Source organism: Mycolicibacterium arabiense, assembly GCF_010731815.2.
In the GTDB taxonomy this organism is placed as follows: Bacteria; Actinomycetota; Actinomycetes; order Mycobacteriales; family Mycobacteriaceae; genus Mycobacterium; species Mycobacterium arabiense.
In genome coordinates this window covers 2,481,581-2,497,326 of the sequence record NZ_AP022593.1, presented here as the reverse complement: position 1 = coordinate 2,497,326, position 15,746 = coordinate 2,481,581, and the positions used below count along the sequence as shown (strand labels likewise).

Genomic DNA, 15,746 nt, shown 5'->3' with positions numbered 1-15,746 from the left:
TACCTGGGCGGGAGGTGGCCGCCGGACGCGCCTACTTGGCCAGAGTGAACTGGCAGACGTCGATGTACCCGTCCTTGAAGCCTTGCGCGCATCCGGTCAGGTAGTGCATGTAGCGCTCGTAGACCTCTTCGGACTGGATGGCGATCGCCTCGTCCTTGTGCGCTTCCAGCGCAGCCGACCAGTGATCCAGCGTCCTGGCGTAGTGCTTCTGCAGCGACTGCGTTCGGGTCAACTTGAAGCCGGCCTTCTCGGCGTGCTCACCTGCCAGCTCGGTGGTGGGCAGGTACCCGCCGGGGAAGATCTCGGTGAGGATGAACTTGACGAACTTGGCGATGGAGATCGTCAACGGCAACCCGGCCGCGGTCATCTGCGGCAACGTGAGCGCCGTGATGGTGTGCAGCAACATCACGCCGTCGTCAGGAAGCACCTTGTACGCCGTCGCGAAGAAGTCGTCCCAGCGGTCGCGGCCGAAGTGCTCGAATGCGCCGATCGACACGATGCGGTCGACGGGCTGATCGAACTGCTCCCAGCCCTGCAGCAGCACCTGCTTCGAGCGAGGGCTATCCGACTCCGCGAACACCGTCTCGACGTGGGCCTTCTGGTTTTCGCTGAGCGTGAGGCCGATGACGTTGACGTCGTACTTCTCGATCGCGCGCAGCATGGTCGAACCCCAGCCGCAGCCGACGTCGAGCAGCGTCATGCCCGGCTCGAGGCCCAACTTGCCCAACGCGAGGTCGACCTTCGCCAGCTGGGCTTCCTCGAGCGTCATGTCGTCGCGCTCGAAGTAGGCGCAGCTGTAGGTCTGACTCGGGTCCAGGAAGAGCCTGAAGAAGTCGTCGGAGAGGTCGTAGTGTGCCTGTACGTCCTCGAAGTGCGGCTTCAAGCCGCCCCTACGCGTGCTCTTTGTCATGTCAATGGTGCCTTTCTGGCAGTTCGGTGGCTCGTCGACGTCGGCGATGGACCCGGCAAGCCCCCCAGCTGCGGTCTCGAGGTGACTCTACGCCGCAGCCCTGATGGTTCGATAACGGCGAACTACGCCGCCTCGGCGAACGTCTTCTGCAATTCGGTCACGATGTCGTCCCACAGCGGCTCGGGCAGCTCGTGGCCCATCCCGTCGAACAGCACCAGCCTCGCGTTCGGAATGGCTTTGGCGATGGCCTTGCCGCCGGACGGCCGCATCAGCTTGTCCGCCTTGCCGTGGATGACCACGGTGGGTGCGGTGATCATGCGGTCGTAGCGCAACAGGCTGCCGCTGCCGGTGATTGCGTTGAACTGCCGAGCGATGCCCTGCGGGTAGTGCGCGCGGTCGTAGAAGGCGATCGCGTCGGCGCGCAGCCTGTCGTCGGTCGCGGGGTAGCCGGGGCTGCCGATGATCCTGCTCACCCTCATAGAGTTCTCGATGATCACGTCGCGCGGTGAATCCGGCGAGGGGCCGGTGACGACGGCAAGCAGTTGCTGCGGCCCCGGCGGCGGCAGGCAGGGCTGGTTGTTGGACGAGAAGACGATGCCGAGACCCCGGGTCCTGTCGGCGTGCCTAGCGGCGAAGACCTGCGCGATCATCCCGCCCATCGACGCGCCGACGACGTGTGCCCGGTCGATGCCGAGGTGGTCGAGCAGCGCCGCGGCGTCGTCGGCCATGTCCTCCAGCCGGTAGACCGACGGGCTCCGCACGCCGAGGAACGACCGCACCATGTTCCCGACCTGCGAGCCCTTGGTGCGGCGGCCGTCCATCTTTCCGGAGAGCCCGACATCGCGGTTGTCGAAGCGGATGACGCGCAGCCCCTGATCGATCAGCTTCTGGCAGAACTCGTCTCGCCAGAACACCAGCTGAGCGCCCAGGCCCATGACCAGCAGCACGGCCGGGTCGTCGACGTCGCCCATGTCCTCGTAGTGGATCTCGATGCCCTGTGTGCCCTTGGCCTTGCCCTCGCGGACGTCCACGCGGTCAGACCCCCAGCTCGTCGATGTCATGCTCCTCGCGCAAGCGCTCGTCGATACCGTGCTCCTTGTGTTCCCGGCTCACGTCCACCATGAAGTTGGCGAAGTAACCGGTGAGCTGCGGGTCGCTCATCATCTGCCACTTGGGCGCGAGCAGCTTCATGTAGCGCTCGACGTACAGGAACTGCTTGCCGATGAGCACCAGCTCGCGTGGCAGCTTGACGTCGTAGGCGTCGGCGAGCGCCGACAGCTGCTTGCCGATCTCGGCGTAGCCGAGGTCCCCGAGCGACTTGGTGGTGAGTGGCGTCGCGAACTTCTCCAGGTCCTGCGCGGCCTGAGCCTCGGGTTTCATGGTGCCGACGGCGCCCATCAGCACGACGATCTTGCCCGCGGCGGCGTGGTCCTTCTTCACCAGCAGCGCGTAGACCAGTTCGCGCAGCAGCCAGCGGGTCCGCGGATCGACGCGGCCCATGATGCCGAAGTCGAAGAACACGATCTTGCCGTCGTCGTCCACGTACAGGTTGCCCGCATGCAGGTCACCGTGGAACAGGCCGTGGCGCAGCCCGCCCTCGAACACGCTGAACAGCAGTGCCTTGACGAGTTCGGTCCCGTCGAAGCCCTTCTTGCGGATGGTGGCGACGTCGTCGATGCGCGTGCCCTGGATGCGCTCCATCGTCAGGACGCGTTCACTCGTCAGGTCCCAGTACACCTGGGCCACGCGGATGTTCTCGCCCAGCGGTGAGGCGTGCATGTGGGCCACCCACGCGTCCATCGATTGCGCCTCGAGCCGGAAGTCGAGTTCCTCGGCGAGGTTGGACGCGAAGTCGGCGACCACGTCCTGGGCGGACAGTCGCTGCCCGAGCTTCGCGAACTCGACCAGACGCGCGCCGCGCTTGAGGATCTGGAGGTCGGCCGCGACTCGGCGGCGGATGCCGGGCCGCTGGATCTTGACGACGACCTCCTCACCGGAATGCAGTGTGGCGTAGTGCACCTGGGCGATCGACGCCGAGGCGAACGGTTCGTCCTCGAAGTGCTTGAACAGGTTCGCCGGGTCATCGCCCAGTTCCTCCTTGAAGAGCGCGTGCACCTCGTCCTTCTTGGCGGGGGGCACACGGTCGAGGAGGCTGCGGAATTCGCGGCTCAGTGGCTCTCCGAACGCGCCGGGGCTCGACGCGATGATCTGGCCCAGCTTGACGTAGGTGGGACCCAGATCGGCGAACGTCTGGGGGACCTGCGCGACGATCTTCTCCTGCAGGGATCCGCGGCCGGCCAGCTTGGTGACGACCCGCGCGCCCGTCCGGGCGATCTGCCACCCAGTCGCGCCGACGCGGGCGGCCTCGACCGGCAAGGGCACCCGGTCCAGCTTGGCAACCTCGCGGTGCTTAGTCGTAGTCATGAATGCAGTGTCTCAAAAGTGTCCGGAGCACGGAAAATGCGTGTGCAGCAGGTCACACCCGCGCGGATGTCACGCGAAGGTGAACTCCACGTCGTCCCGGGTCCGCACCGGGTCACTGCCGAGCACGTAGCGGGGCTCGGTGTGCGGCGCCAGCGCAGGGTCGACGCCGTCGGCCACCCGGGCCTGGGCCTGGGTGAACTCCGGGATCGGGCCCGCCGCGGCGTGCAGGCCGTTGATGACCGTCCAGACCGCCGCCCGGCGCGCGGTCCGCTCGACCACGTTGGGAGAGCGGTGGCCGATCAACTGCTTGGCCCACGTGGGCATGGTGTCGCGGATGGCCCAGTCCACGGCGCTCTCGGGCATCGGCAGGTGGTGACCGGTCGCCATGGCCGCGCCGTGGGTGAGTGCCAGCTTGGGTGTATAGGACTTCAGGCAGTCGTGCGTCTCGGCCTTCGTGGTCGGCAGGTCGGTGCCGCCGAGCGCGTGGCCCACGCGGACGAACTCGCCGTAGTACTCGTCGAGCTTCCTGCCGCGCAGCGGACGGGGGTGGTACATCTCGTGCGCGGTCGCCAGGCCCCACACCACGGTGGCGTAGTTCCAGCGCAACCAATCCGGGTCGTCGGCGTCGTAGGGGGCGCCGTCGGGCCGGGTTCCCTTGATCGTGTGGTGCATGGCGCGCACCGTCTGCGCCAGCCGCTCGGCGGTCTCGGTCGTGCCGTAGGCGGTACCGATGAAGAACGCGATCGAGTGGCCCAGCCGGACGGCCAGGCCCCTGGGATCGATCCGTGGCGGTGTGGCGGGGTCCTCGGAGCGCTCGACCAGCCGCGAATGGTGCACGCCCATCCAGTAGATCGACGGGTCGAGCCGCTCCAGGTACGCCGCGCACTGCAGGCCGAATATCAGCGTCTCGAGATGCGAGTGCACGTGCCAGACCGCGCTGCCAGGCCCGAACCAGCCGGGGTCACCGGCCGGCTCGGCGAACTCCATGCCGCGGAAGTAGTGCTGCCGCACGTTGCGGTCGAAGTGGTTCTGCAGCGACTGCTCGACGATCTGATGCGGCAACAGCACGGTGACTCCCCAAGTTTGGCAACGTCTGTTGTCACCTTACCGGCGTCAGCTGGCCGGGCGCCACCGCTTGATGAAGTCGGTCTCCGGCCATTCCTCGCGCGCGGCCATCAGCTCGTACATCGTTGCGCGGTCGATCGACTCGCGGATGATGTCGGCGTGCCCGGCGTGCCGGCTCAGCTCCTCGACCAGGTGCAGCGCCACCCAGCGCACCGGCCAGCTCTCGACGTCCTTCGGGAACCACGGCACCTCGGCCGGGACGGGGACGGGCGTGTCGAGATCCTTCTCGGCGAACACCGCGAGGATCTCGGCGTTCGTCTTGCGCAGATCCTCGAGCAGGTCGTCGAGCGTCTCGTCGTCGCGCATGACGTACTGGTCCTGGAAGTCGGCCATCTGCTCCTCGATCGGCCGGGGGTCCGGCGGCGGGAAGTCGGGCGCGCACGCCGCCCGTTCCGTCCAGCCGCGCTGCACCTCCGTGGCGTGTTTGATCAGTCCGCCGACCGACAGCGCGCTCACCGATGGCGTGGACCGGGCCTGCTCGTCGGTCAGGCCGTGGGCGACCGAGAAGAACGCGTTCTGGTTGAACGCGAGGAACTCGATGAGCGTCTGGCGCTCGCCGTCGGCGGGTGGGGGCATTCCGGGCATCAGCGGTTCTCCTCGGTGTTGTCGTTGTGGTTGATGCTGTGGACGTAGAGGTCGCGCAGGAGCGCCATCTCGGCGCCGTGGTGGATGACTTCGCGGTTGATGTGCAGGATGAGCACGCTCATCGGGTGGTCGGCGTACGGACCTTCTGCGGGCCCGCACGGCCGTGCCAGGCCGTCGTCGTCGAGGTCGCGAACGCCCGAGATCCAACGGGCGTACTCGTCGTCGAGCTGCCGTAGCGCCGCCGCGGCATCGGTGGCATACCGCCACGACTCGTAGGACGCCGGTGGGCCGCCGAAGTGGGAATGGCTGCGCATCGCGAACACTCCGACGATGACGTGGGCCATCCGCCACGCGATCGTGGTGAACGGCTCCGGTCGAGGCGGCGGGTGGCTGAAGTCGATGCCGCCGTCGGGATGCACGGTCCAGCAGTCGGGGACCGGCTGCCAGAAGTACTCGTCGTCGGAGAGGCCGTCGAGCCGTGGGCGCAACTGCTGCGTCCAGTGGAATTCGAGCTGATCGGCCAACTGCGAGGTGAGGGTCGTCGGGTCGGGCATGGCACAAGCGTCGCACCCGCATAGGACAGATTCGGTCCTAAGAGTTCGAACTGCTTGAACCGGCGTGGCGCGGGCATGCGGTAAAGGTGAATGAGATGCCGTCGAAGGCTCCCGGTCTCCTGCTCGGCCTCGGGCTCGGCGGATTCGTCGACGGCATCGTGCTGCACGAGATCCTGCAGTGGCACCACATGATCAGCAGCACGCGATCGCCGGACACACTGGCGGGCCTCGAAATGAACGTCGTGGCAGACGGCCTCTTCCACGTCGGCACGTGGCTGCTCGTCATGGCCGGCTCCACCATGACCGTCGTGTCCTGGCGGCAGCGTCGACTGGCGCCCAACTGGTCGTTCCACTTCGGGCTGCTACTCGCGGGCTGGGGCGTGTTCAACGTGGTCGAGGGTCTGATCGACCACGTGCTGCTCGAGGTGCACCACGTACGCGACGACCTCGGCGGCCCGCTGGCATGGGACGTCGGGTTCCTGGCGTTCGGCGTCGTCCAGATCGGCGTCGGCTGGCTGCTGCACCGCCGAGGCGTGCGGCAGTTGGAGACCGTCAGAAGTTAGAGGACCGGAACGGTCCGCTATGTCTGGCAGGCTGGGGCCGTGTCCGAGACCACCGGCCGTGTCCTGCAGTTGCTCGGCCTGCTGCAGTCACGACGGGTGTGGACGGGCGACGAACTCGCCGAGCGCCTGGGCGTCACCGGGCGCAGCGTGCGCCGCGACGTCGACCGCCTCCGCGACCTGGGTTATCCGGTACACGCCAGCAAGGGCCACGGCGGCGGCTACCAACTCGGCGCGGGCGCCGCTCTGCCGCCCCTGCTGCTCGATCCCGAGGAAGCCGTCGCCATGGCTGTCTGCCTGCGCGTGGCCGCAGGTGGCAGCGTCGCGGGCGTCGGCGAATCGGCCCTGCGCGCACTGTCGAAGCTCGACCAGGTGATGCCTGCCCGCCTGCGGTCGCAGGTCGCCGCGGTGCACGACGCCACCGTCACGTTGACGTCCGGCCAGGGCGACACCCCGGTCGAGCCCGACGTCCTGATGACCCTGGCCCGCGCGAGCCGCGACCACGAACACGTCACCGCCGGCTACGTCGACGTCCGGGGCAACGCCACGCAGCGCCGCCTGGAGCCCTATCAACTGGTCACCACCGGCAGGCGCTGGTACGTCCTCGCGTTCGATCGCGACAAGGACGATTGGCGCAGCCTGCGGCTCGATCGCATGGCCGACGTCAAGGCGGTCGGCAGCACGTTCACCCCGCGGGAGGCGCCCGACGCGGCGGACTACGTACGCCGCGCCGTCAGCACGTCGTCCTACCCGTACGTCGCGCGCATCCGGTACTTCGCGTCGGCCGACGTCGTCGCCGCCGCGTTCCCGGCCACCGCAGTACAGGTCCAGCCCGACGGACCCGAGCAGTGCATCGTCACCACGGGCGCCGACGACCCCGCGCACATGGTGCCGTGGCTGGCGATGCCCGGCATCGACTTCGAGGTCCTGGAGCCACCCGAGGTGGCCGAGGCCGTGACCGTGGTGGCCGACCGCCTACGGCGCGCAGCTCAGGGGTGAGTGCTCGGCGCGCGACGGGACTTGCGGCGGGTACTGGTGGCGTCGTGCAGCCGTAACCGGAGCAGCAGCAGACCGCGATGCGCCTCGAAACCCAGCGAGAGCGGATCGCGCCTCTTTGGCGTCGGCCCGGGTGCCGTGTCGTATTCGTTCACAATGACACCACTGTGACAGATTTCGACCGACCCGGCACGTCACGAAATGCACACGCCGGCTGACCGTGAAATGAATTGCTGCCCAACGCCGGCGCACGGTTCTCTCGCGAGGAAGCGGACGCCGACCGTACAGTGCGCTCATGGCCGTCGTCCCCGAGGTGTCAGCCGAGTCGACCGACCTCTTCGTCGGGCCCGAGGACGCGCTTCGGCAGGTGGTGCGGGTTCACCTCCCGCCGGGTTCGGCCGCCGCGGCCGTGCGCATCGACGGTGACGGTCTCACGTGCGACGACGTACCCGCGCAACCCGGCACCGAGATCGTCGAGGTCGCCGTCACCGTCACGGATCCGATGCCCGGCCGTTCGCGGGAGGCTCGGGTGGTGGTCGGCGACGCGTCAGTCCCGTTCACGTTCGTCGACGCCGAACCCGGCTGGACGATGTACATGATCAGCCACTTCCACTACGACCCCGTGTGGTGGAACACCCAGGCCGCCTACACGAGCACCTGGACCGAGGACCCGCCCGGACGCTGCCGCCAGACCAACGGCTTCGACCTGGTGGCCGCGCATCTCGACATGGCCCGCCGGGAACCGGAATACAAGTTCGTGCTCGCCGAGGTCGACTACCTCAAGCCCTACTGGGACGCCCGTCCCGAGGACCGCGCGGAACTGCGCCGGATGATCGCCGACGGCCGCGTCGAGGTGATGGGCGGCACCTACAACGAACCCAATACGAACCTGACCAGTCCCGAGACGACCATTCGAAACTTCGTACACGGCATCGGCTTTCAACGCGACGTGATGGGCGCCAACCCCGCCACCGCATGGCAGCTCGACGTGTTCGGGCATGACCCGCAGTTCCCCGGCATGGCCGCCGACGCGGGTCTCACGTCCAGTTCCTGGGCGCGTGGCCCGCACCACCAGTGGGGCCCGATGGCCGGTGACGGCGATCCCGAGCGAATGCAGTTCGCCAGCGAGTTCGAATGGCTCGCCCCGTCGGGTCGCGGCCTGCTGACCCACTACATGCCCGCCCATTACGCGGCAGGCTGGTGGATGGACTCATCGCCGACGCTCGCCGAGGCGGAGGACGCGACCTACGCGTTGTTCGCCGGACTCAAGAAGGTCGCGCTCACCCGCAACGTGCTGCTCCCCGTCGGCACCGACTACACGCCACCGAACAAGTGGGTCACCGAGATTCACCGCGACTGGAACGCCCGCTACACGTGGCCCCGCTTCGTCTGCGCGCTGCCCAGCGAGTTCTTCAGCGCCGTCCGCGCCGAAGTCGACGAACGCGGTGCCGCCCCCGCCCCGCAGACCCGCGACATGAACCCGATCTACACCGGCAAGGACGTCTCCTACGTCGACACCAAGCAGGCCAACCGCGCCGCCGAACACGCCGTCCTGCAGGCCGAGCGGTTCGCGGTGTTCGCCGGCCTGATCGCGGGCGCGGCCTATCCGCACTCGGCACTGGCCAAGGCGTGGGTGCAACTGGCGTACGGGGCCCACCACGATGCGATCACCGGCTCGGAGTCCGACCAGGTCTACCTGGACCTCCTGACCAGCTGGCGCGACGCGTGGGACCTCGGCCGGACGGTCCGCGACAGTGCGATCGACGTGTTGACCGGCGCGGTCGAGGGCGACGTCGTCGTATGGAACCCGTTGGCGCACAACCGCACCGATGTCGTCACGGTCCACCTCCACGAACCGATGACCGGCACGATCGTCGACACCAACGGCGCCGAGCTGCCGACGTTGATCGAGCACGGCGGCCACACCGTCAGCTGGCTCGCACACGACGTACCGTCGATGGGGTGGCGCGCGCACCGGACGTCCAAGGGAGCGCCGACGGCATGGGAGACGATGCCGGGCAACGAGATTCAGAACGCTCACCACCGGATCCGGGTCGACGCTGCGCGCGGTGGTGGCGTGACGTCCTGGACGGCTGCGGGCCGGCAACTCATCGCCGAGGGCAGGGTCGGCAACGAGCTGGCCGTCTACGACGAGTATCCCGCGCACCCCGAAGCGGGGGAGGGGCCGTGGCACCTGCTGCCGAAGGGCCCGCTGCGCACGTCGTCGGAGGACACTGCAGACGTTCGCGCCGAACGCTGCGCGCTGGGGGAGCGGCTGACCATCGACGGCCGGATCGATGGCGTGCTGCGCTACACGCAGACCATCACACTGTGGCGTGGCGTCGACCGGGTCGACTGTCGCACCGTGATCGACGAATTCACCGGCCAGGACGCGCTGCTGCGCCTGCGCTGGCCGTGCCCGGTGCCCGGCGCGATGCCCGTCAGCGAGGTCGGGGATGCCGTGATCGGCCGCGGTTTCGGGCTGATGCACGAACCCGGCGACCACGCGCACGCGGTGGACAGCGCTCGACATCCGCACACGCTCGACAACCCGGCCTACGGCTGGTTCGGCCTGTCGTCGGCGGTGCGCATCCGCGTTTGCGGGGCGGGTCCTGGCGGCGACGAGGCCGACGGAGTCCGCGCCATATCGGTGGCCGAGATCGTGACAGCGGTCGGCGCGGAGGCGTCGCCCGCGGTGCGGGACCTCTCCGTCGCGCTGGTACGCGCGGGAGTCACGACCACCTGCAGCCACGCCGGCAAACCGCGCTACGGCGACCTCACCGTCGACTCCAACCTGCCCGATGCGCGAATCGCCCTGGGCGGGCCCGAAGTCAACGCCTTCACCGCTGCCCTGCTGGCGGCTGCCGAACCCGCGTACGCCGCCGAGCTGCGGCGCCAACTCGACGACTCCGGCGTGGCGCGAGTGTGGGTTCCGGCGTCACGCGCGCTGGCCGAGCGCTGGGTGCCGGGCGCCGACCTGCGCGACGTCAGGGCGCTGCCCGTCCTGGTGCTTGCAGCGGAGGCGGGCATCGAGTCGATCGTCGCGGCGGTAGTCGACGACCTCGCCGACGCCGAGATCGCCGTCTCGCAGCAGACCCCGCACGACATCGGCGAATTCGACGCGCGGACGGTCGCGGTCATGAACCGCGGCGTGCCCAGCTTCGCCGTCGATTCGGACGGCACACTGCACACGTCGCTGATGCGATCGTGCACCGGCTGGCCGTCTGGGACGTGGATCGACGCACCGCGCCGCACGGTGCCCGACGGCTCGAACTTCCAGCTACAGCACTGGACTCACGACTTCGACTACGCGCTGGTGGCCTCGGTGGGCGACTGGCGCGACGCCGGCTTGCCTGCCCGCAGCGCGGAGTACTCCCAGCCATTGCTCGGGGTCGTCTCGCGACACCGAGGCCACGCGGGCGGATTGCCCGCGTGGGGTTCGATGCTCGAGATCGAACCGGCAGGCCAGGTCGCACTGGCCGCGTGCAAGGTCGCGGGCAACGCGATCGCCCACGGCACCAGCAGGCACGTCGAGCCAGAGGACGGCATCACGCTGCGGCTGGTCGAGACCCACGGCCGGTCGACCGAGGTCTCTCTGCGATCGGGGCTGCGGTCGGTGTCCGCGGCGCAACGGGTGGACCTCCTCGAGAGTCCCCTGACCAACGCGGACGGCGCTGCGCTGCACGGATACGAGATCGCCACCATCCATGCCGAACTGAACCTGCCGCGGCTCGACGGCGCCGGGCCGGTCGGCCTCGTCACGGACGCCGAAGCGGCGCAACCGCTCTACGCCAGGTACTGGCTGCACAACCGCGGGCCCGCCCCGATGGGTGGGCTACCCGCCGTCGCACACCTGGAACCTCAACGAGTGACCGCGGCACCCGGGTCGACCGTCGCGCTGCGGCTCACTGCAGCCAGCGACTGCACCGACGCAACCCTGCACGGCCACGTGCGGCTGGTGTGCCCGGCCGGTGTGTCCGCGACCCCCGACGAACTACCGTTCCTCCTGCCACCCGGCGAATACCTGAAAACCGCGGTCTCCATCGACATTCCGGCGGGTACCGCACCGGGCCGCTACCCGGTCCGCGCCGAACTCGCCGTCACCGGCCACTCCGACATACCCCCTTCGTGGCGGCAACTCGTCGAGGACGTCTGCTGGATCACCGTCGGCGACGGCACCGATGACGTGCTCCGACTCGTCGGTGGCCCCGAGCCGATCGACGTCCCGGCGGGCGGCAGCGCCACCCTGAGCGTCACCGTGGGAACCGACGCAAAGGCAGACCTCTCCATCGAAGCGCACCTCATCAGCCCATGGGGCACCTGGGAATGGGTCGGACCGTCGGCCGTCGGCGCAGACCTGCCCGCCGGGGGAACGGCTCAGCTGCACTTCGACGTGTCGCCGCCGGCCTGGGTTCGGCCCGGCCAATGGTGGGCACTGGTGCGAGTCGCGTGCGCAGGCCACCTGCTCTACACGCCCGCGGTCGCGGTGACGGTGCGATGACTACGCCCGTCGCTGCCACGGTCGGCGGCAGTGTCGTCACCGTCGCCGAGGTCGACGACCGCGAAACCGAGCTGCGTGCAACGGTATTGGCATCAGCGCTACCCAGGACCGACACCAGCGAGGGGCGACAGCTGCGCCGCTGGCTGACCCAGCTCATCGTCGCCGAACGCGTGGTCGAGACCGAACCCGTCGACGTCGGTCCCGCCGACGTACCCGCCGAGGACGACCTGCTGCCCGACACGGCGGCGCGGCTGGAGATCGGCAGCATCGCCGCGTCGGTCCTGCGCACTCGCCGCGCGCGTGCGGTGTTCGTTCACGTCACCGCAGGCGTCCGGGTCGACGACGTCGAGGTCGCGGAGTACCACGCGCGCAACCCGAGTCGGTTCAGCCCACCGGTGATCGTCGAGGGCGGATGGCATCATCCCCCCGTGCCCCAAACCCTCGACGAGGCCCGGCCCGCGGTGGCCGCACACCTGCTGGCATCCGCCCGACGGCGACGGTTCCGCCTCTGGCTCGACGCCAGGCGGGCCGAACTCGTCGCGCTCGCACCCGGCTACGAGCACCCCGGTGACCCCAGCCAGCCCGACAACACGCACAAGCACTGATGGCCAACTCTTCCTCGGGTGCACCGACACTCGCCGTCGATGTCGGCGGCACCAAGATCGCCGTGGGACTAGTCGACTCCGACGGCACCCTGGTGCATCGCGAGCAGCAACCCACGCCAAAGTCCGACGCGCAGGCGATATGGGCAGTCGCCGAGGCGCTCATCGTCGACGCACTGCGCATCGCGGGTGGGTCGGTCGACGCGGTCGGCATCTCGTCGGCAGGACCGATCGACCTGCCGACCGGAACGGTGAGTCCCATCAACATCACCGCGTGGCAGCGGTTCCCGATCGTCGAACGGGTGGCCGCCGTCACCGGTGGTCCGGTCCGGCTCGGCGGTGACGGCCTCTGCATGGCGCTGGGCGAACGGTGGCGCGGGGCGGGCAGGGGAGCGGACTTCCTGCTCGGCATGGTCGTCTCGACCGGCATCGGCGGCGGACTGGTGCTCGACGGCGCACCGTACGACGGCCGCACCGGGAACGCGGGCCACGTCGGCCACGTCGTCGTCGACCCCGACGGCGGGCCGTGCACGTGCGGTGGCAAGGGCTGCGCCGAGACCATCGCATCGGGACCGAACCTCGCCCGCTGGGCGCTGGCCAACGGCTGGGACGCCCCACCCGACGCCGACGCCAAGCAACTCGCCGACGCCGCCACCGCCGGTGACGCCGTTGCCTTGCGCGCATTCCGGCGGGGGGCGACGGCCGTCGCGGCGACCATCGCGTCGGTCGGTGCGGTGTGCGACCTGGATCTCGTCGTCATCGGCGGCGGGGTGGCCAAGTCCGGACCGTTGCTCTTCGACCCACTGCACGAGGCGCTCGCCTCCTACGCCGGGCTCACCTTCATCCGCGACCTGCGCGTGGCCCGCGCCGAACTCGGCGGTGACGCGGGCCTCGTCGGCGCCGCCGCCCTCGCCAAGGCGTGATTCGTGCACGAAGAGGCGCGCTGACCGCGCCGGAACGTGCACTAATCGCCGTTTTGGCTGATGGGCTGCCGATCCGCTACTCTTGGCTGGTTCCACCGAAGACCGTCGGTCACCGAGAAATCGGTTGAAGGTCCTGGATTGCCAGGCGGCCCACGCAGGAGGACGAGGTAGACGTAAACGCGTGCGCCCCGACCTGTCTGTGTCGGGGCGTTTTTTCGTTCCAGGCTCGCCAGCCCCTCGCGCCCCGTTGGTCGGTGGACATCCACCCAACACGAGGAGGCAAGCATGGCCAAGGCTGACAAGGCCACAGCGGTCGCCGACATCGCCGAGAAGTTCAAGGAGTCGACGGCCACCGTCGTCACCGAGTACCGCGGCTTGACGGTTGCCCATCTTGCCGAGCTGCGCAGGTCGCTGGGAGACGGCACCACCTACACCGTCGCCAAGAACACCCTGGTGAAGCGGGCGGCGAGCGAGGCCGGCGTCGACGGCCTCGACGACCTGTTCACCGGACCGACCGCGATCGCGTTCATCAACGGTGAGCCGGTCGACGCCGCCAAGGCGATCAAGAAGTTCGCCAAGGACAACAAGGCCCTGATCGTCAAGGGCGGCTACATGGAGGGCCGCGCGCTCTCCGTGGACGAGGTCAACCGCATCGCGGACCTCGAGTCGCGCGAGGTGCTGCTGTCCAAGCTGGCAGGCGCCATGAAGGCCAAGCAGTCCCAGGCCGCGGCGCTGTTCCTTGCGCCCGCGTCTCAGATCGCACGTCTGGCTGCAGCTCTGCAAGAGAAGAAGGCCGGGTCGGAATCGTCCGACCCCGCCGCATGACCCGTACACCACCACAAGCAGCACACAAGTAAGGAAGGACCATTCACATGGTCAAGCTCAGCACCGATGAATTGCTCGACGCCTTCAAGGAAATGACTCTGCTCGAGCTCTCCGAGTTCGTGAAGCAGTTCGAGGAGACCTTCGACGTCACCGCGGCCGCCCCGGTCGCCGTCGCAGCTGCCGGCCCCGCCGGTGGCGCGCCCGCCGAGGCCGCTGAAGAGCAGAGCGAGTTCGACGTCATCCTCGAGGGTGCCGGCGAGAAGAAGATCGGCGTCATCAAGGTCGTCCGCGAGATCGTTTCCGGCCTGGGCCTCAAGGAGGCCAAGGATCTCGTCGACAGCGCCCCCAAGGCACTGCTCGAGAAGGTCGCCAAGGAGGCCGCCGACGACGCCAAGGCCAAGCTCGAGGCTGCCGGCGCCACGGTGACCGTCAAGTAGAACACCCGCGCCCGCCGGCCGAGCCGGCAAGCGCATCCTGTGGGGTCGACCTGGCAAACAGGTCGGCCCCACAGTTGCGTTTACTGGAGTACCGCGGCCGACCGGCCCATACGGTGTTGCCGGTTTCGCTCGTAGGCTACAGTGACTCAAGCCACAGGCAGGTGTCGTGGTGGGACGGAACAGTGGCGGAAGGATCGCGCGTGGGCATCGGCATTCAGGTTGAGGGACTGACCAAGTCCTTCGGTTCCCAGCGAATCTGGGAAGACGTCACGTTCGACATCCCCGCCGGCGAGGTCAGCGTTCTGCTCGGCCCGTCGGGTACCGGCAAGTCCGTGTTCCTGAAGTCGCTCATCGGCCTGCTGCGCCCCGAGCGCGGCAAGATCATCGTCGACGGCACCAACATCATCGAGTGCTCCGCCAAGGAGCTCTACGAAATCCGCACCCTGTTCGGCGTCATGTTTCAGGACGGCGCGCTGTTCGGCTCCATGAGCCTCTACGACAACACCGCATTCCCCCTTCGTGAGCACACGAAGAAGAAGGAATCCGAGATCCGTCAGATCGTGATGGAGAAGCTCGACCTGGTCGGTCTGGCCGGCGACGAGACCAAGTTCCCGGGTGAGATTTCCGGCGGTATGCGCAAGCGCGCCGGGCTGGCCCGCTCGCTGGTGCTGGACCCGAAGATCATCCTCTGCGACGAGCCCGACTCCGGTCTGGACCCGGTGCGCACGGCGTACCTGTCCCAGCTGCTGATCGACATCAACGCCCAGATCGACTGCACGATCCTGATCGTGACGCACAACATCAACATCGCTCGCACCGTGCCCGACAACATGGGCATGCTGTTCCGCAAGCACCTGGTCATGTTCGGTCCGCGCGAGGTGCTGCTGACCTCCGACGAGCCGGTGGTCAAGCAGTTCCTCAACGGTCGCCGCATCGGCCCCATCGGCATGTCCGAGGAGAAGGACGAAGGCACGATGGCCGAGGAGCAGGCCATGGTCGACGCCGGTCACCACGACGGTGGCACCGACGAGATCGAAGGCGTGCCGCCGCAGGTCATGGCCACCCCCGGCATGCCCGAGCGCAAGGCCGTCGGTCGTCGCCAGGCCCGTGTGCGCGAGATCATGCACACCCTGCCGCCGGCCGCCCAGGAAGCCATCCGCGACAGCCTCGACGGAAGCGACAACCGCGACCGCAACGGCAACGGTCATGGGAACGGTAGCTACGCGGCGGACGACACGACCACGCGTCACCGCACCGACGAAGAGGCGCCCACCGCGTCGATCCCGGTGCAGCGCGAGGCCTAG

Annotated in this window: 15 protein-coding genes; 8 read left to right on the top strand and 7 right to left on the bottom strand. The window is 68.6% G+C overall.

Annotation, left to right across the window (positions count from 1 at the left end):
* Nucleotides 1-31: 31 nt before the first annotated feature.
* From G6N61_RS13680 to G6N61_RS13655, 6 genes are all read right to left on the bottom strand, one after another.
* Complete coding sequence (locus tag G6N61_RS13680) at nt 32-910, bottom strand: cyclopropane mycolic acid synthase family methyltransferase (protein WP_163919019.1); 879 nt, start codon at nt 908-910, stop codon at nt 32-34.
* A 122-nt stretch (nt 911-1,032) separates the two neighbouring features.
* Entirely contained in the window at nt 1,033-1,941 is a 909-nt protein-coding gene (locus G6N61_RS13675; protein ID WP_179973621.1) for an alpha/beta fold hydrolase, read from the bottom strand.
* A gap of 4 nt (nt 1,942-1,945) precedes the next feature.
* A complete protein-coding gene (locus G6N61_RS13670) occupies nt 1,946-3,334 on the bottom strand; it encodes an ABC1 kinase family protein (protein ID WP_163919017.1) in 1,389 nt (462 codons plus the stop codon).
* Nucleotides 3,335-3,403: 69 nt separating this feature from the next.
* On the bottom strand, nt 3,404-4,402 hold the full coding sequence (locus G6N61_RS13665) for an oxygenase MpaB family protein (protein WP_163919016.1): 999 nt from the start codon (nt 4,400-4,402) through the stop codon (nt 3,404-3,406).
* Between the two features lie 45 nt (nt 4,403-4,447).
* Nucleotides 4,448-5,044, bottom strand: coding sequence for a DinB family protein (locus tag G6N61_RS13660; protein ID WP_163919015.1), 597 nt, complete (start codon nt 5,042-5,044; stop codon nt 4,448-4,450).
* Nucleotides 5,044-5,598, bottom strand: coding sequence for a DinB family protein (locus G6N61_RS13655; protein ID WP_163919014.1), 555 nt, complete (start codon nt 5,596-5,598; stop codon nt 5,044-5,046). Before G6N61_RS13655 ends, G6N61_RS13660 begins: the two co-directional genes overlap by 1 nt.
* Nucleotides 5,599-5,693: 95 nt before the next feature.
* Between G6N61_RS13655 and G6N61_RS13650 the strand changes: the two genes are divergently transcribed.
* Together G6N61_RS13650 and G6N61_RS13645 are read left to right on the top strand one after the other, a co-directional pair.
* Nucleotides 5,694-6,161 carry a DUF2243 domain-containing protein gene (locus G6N61_RS13650; RefSeq protein WP_163919013.1) on the top strand — a complete coding sequence of 156 codons (468 nt, stop codon included), beginning with the start codon at nt 5,694-5,696 and terminating at the stop codon, nt 6,159-6,161.
* 39 nt (nt 6,162-6,200) lie between these two features.
* Nucleotides 6,201-7,157 (top strand): helix-turn-helix transcriptional regulator, encoded by a 957-nt coding sequence (locus tag G6N61_RS13645; RefSeq protein ID WP_163919012.1) that lies wholly within the window; start codon nt 6,201-6,203, stop codon nt 7,155-7,157.
* Here the strand turns inward: G6N61_RS13645 and G6N61_RS13640 are convergent.
* Entirely contained in the window at nt 7,148-7,309 is a 162-nt protein-coding gene (locus tag G6N61_RS13640; protein WP_163919011.1) for a hypothetical protein, read from the bottom strand. The genes G6N61_RS13645 and G6N61_RS13640 overlap by 10 nt on opposite strands.
* 140 nt (nt 7,310-7,449) lie before the next feature.
* Between G6N61_RS13640 and G6N61_RS13635 the strand changes: the two genes are divergently transcribed.
* The 6 genes from G6N61_RS13635 to G6N61_RS13610 all read left to right on the top strand — a co-directional run bounded on the left by G6N61_RS13635 (nt 7,450) and on the right by G6N61_RS13610 (nt 15,746).
* A complete protein-coding gene (locus tag G6N61_RS13635; protein ID WP_163919010.1) occupies nt 7,450-11,655 on the top strand; it encodes a glycoside hydrolase family 38 N-terminal domain-containing protein in 4,206 nt (1,401 codons plus the stop codon).
* Nucleotides 11,652-12,260 (top strand): DUF7158 domain-containing protein, encoded by a 609-nt coding sequence (locus G6N61_RS13630; protein WP_163919009.1) that lies wholly within the window; start codon nt 11,652-11,654, stop codon nt 12,258-12,260. Before G6N61_RS13635 ends, G6N61_RS13630 begins: the two co-directional genes overlap by 4 nt.
* Entirely contained in the window at nt 12,260-13,180 is a 921-nt protein-coding gene (locus tag G6N61_RS13625) for an ROK family protein (RefSeq protein ID WP_163919008.1), read from the top strand. Before G6N61_RS13630 ends, G6N61_RS13625 begins: the two co-directional genes overlap by 1 nt.
* 285 nt (nt 13,181-13,465) lie before the next feature.
* Complete coding sequence (gene rplJ / locus G6N61_RS13620) at nt 13,466-14,005, top strand: 50S ribosomal protein L10 (protein ID WP_163919007.1); 540 nt, start codon at nt 13,466-13,468, stop codon at nt 14,003-14,005.
* A gap of 47 nt (nt 14,006-14,052) precedes the next feature.
* Complete coding sequence (gene rplL, locus G6N61_RS13615; RefSeq protein WP_163919006.1) at nt 14,053-14,442, top strand: 50S ribosomal protein L7/L12; 390 nt, start codon at nt 14,053-14,055, stop codon at nt 14,440-14,442.
* 200 nt (nt 14,443-14,642) lie between these two features.
* On the top strand, nt 14,643-15,746 hold the full coding sequence (locus tag G6N61_RS13610; protein WP_163919005.1) for an ABC transporter ATP-binding protein: 1,104 nt from the start codon (nt 14,643-14,645) through the stop codon (nt 15,744-15,746).

Excerpts from the sequence above, each read along its gene's own strand:
- G6N61_RS13680 (WP_163919019.1), bottom strand. The coding sequence starts at position 910 with ATGACAAAGAGCACGCGTAGGGGCGGCTTGAAGCCGCACTTCGAGGAC.
- G6N61_RS13670 (WP_163919017.1), bottom strand. The coding sequence starts at position 3,334 with ATGACTACGACTAAGCACCGCGAGGTTGCCAAGCTGGACCGGGTGCCC.
- G6N61_RS13660 (WP_163919015.1), bottom strand. The coding sequence starts at position 5,044 with ATGCCCGGAATGCCCCCACCCGCCGACGGCGAGCGCCAGACGCTCATC.
- G6N61_RS13655 (WP_163919014.1), bottom strand. The coding sequence starts at position 5,598 with ATGCCCGACCCGACGACCCTCACCTCGCAGTTGGCCGATCAGCTCGAA.
- G6N61_RS13650 (WP_163919013.1), top strand. The coding sequence starts at position 5,694 with ATGCCGTCGAAGGCTCCCGGTCTCCTGCTCGGCCTCGGGCTCGGCGGA.
- G6N61_RS13635 (WP_163919010.1), top strand. The coding sequence starts at position 7,450 with ATGGCCGTCGTCCCCGAGGTGTCAGCCGAGTCGACCGACCTCTTCGTC.
- G6N61_RS13630 (WP_163919009.1), top strand. The coding sequence starts at position 11,652 with ATGACTACGCCCGTCGCTGCCACGGTCGGCGGCAGTGTCGTCACCGTC.
- G6N61_RS13625 (WP_163919008.1), top strand. The coding sequence starts at position 12,260 with ATGGCCAACTCTTCCTCGGGTGCACCGACACTCGCCGTCGATGTCGGC.
- rplJ (WP_163919007.1), top strand. The coding sequence starts at position 13,466 with ATGGCCAAGGCTGACAAGGCCACAGCGGTCGCCGACATCGCCGAGAAG.
- rplL (WP_163919006.1), top strand. The coding sequence starts at position 14,053 with ATGGTCAAGCTCAGCACCGATGAATTGCTCGACGCCTTCAAGGAAATG.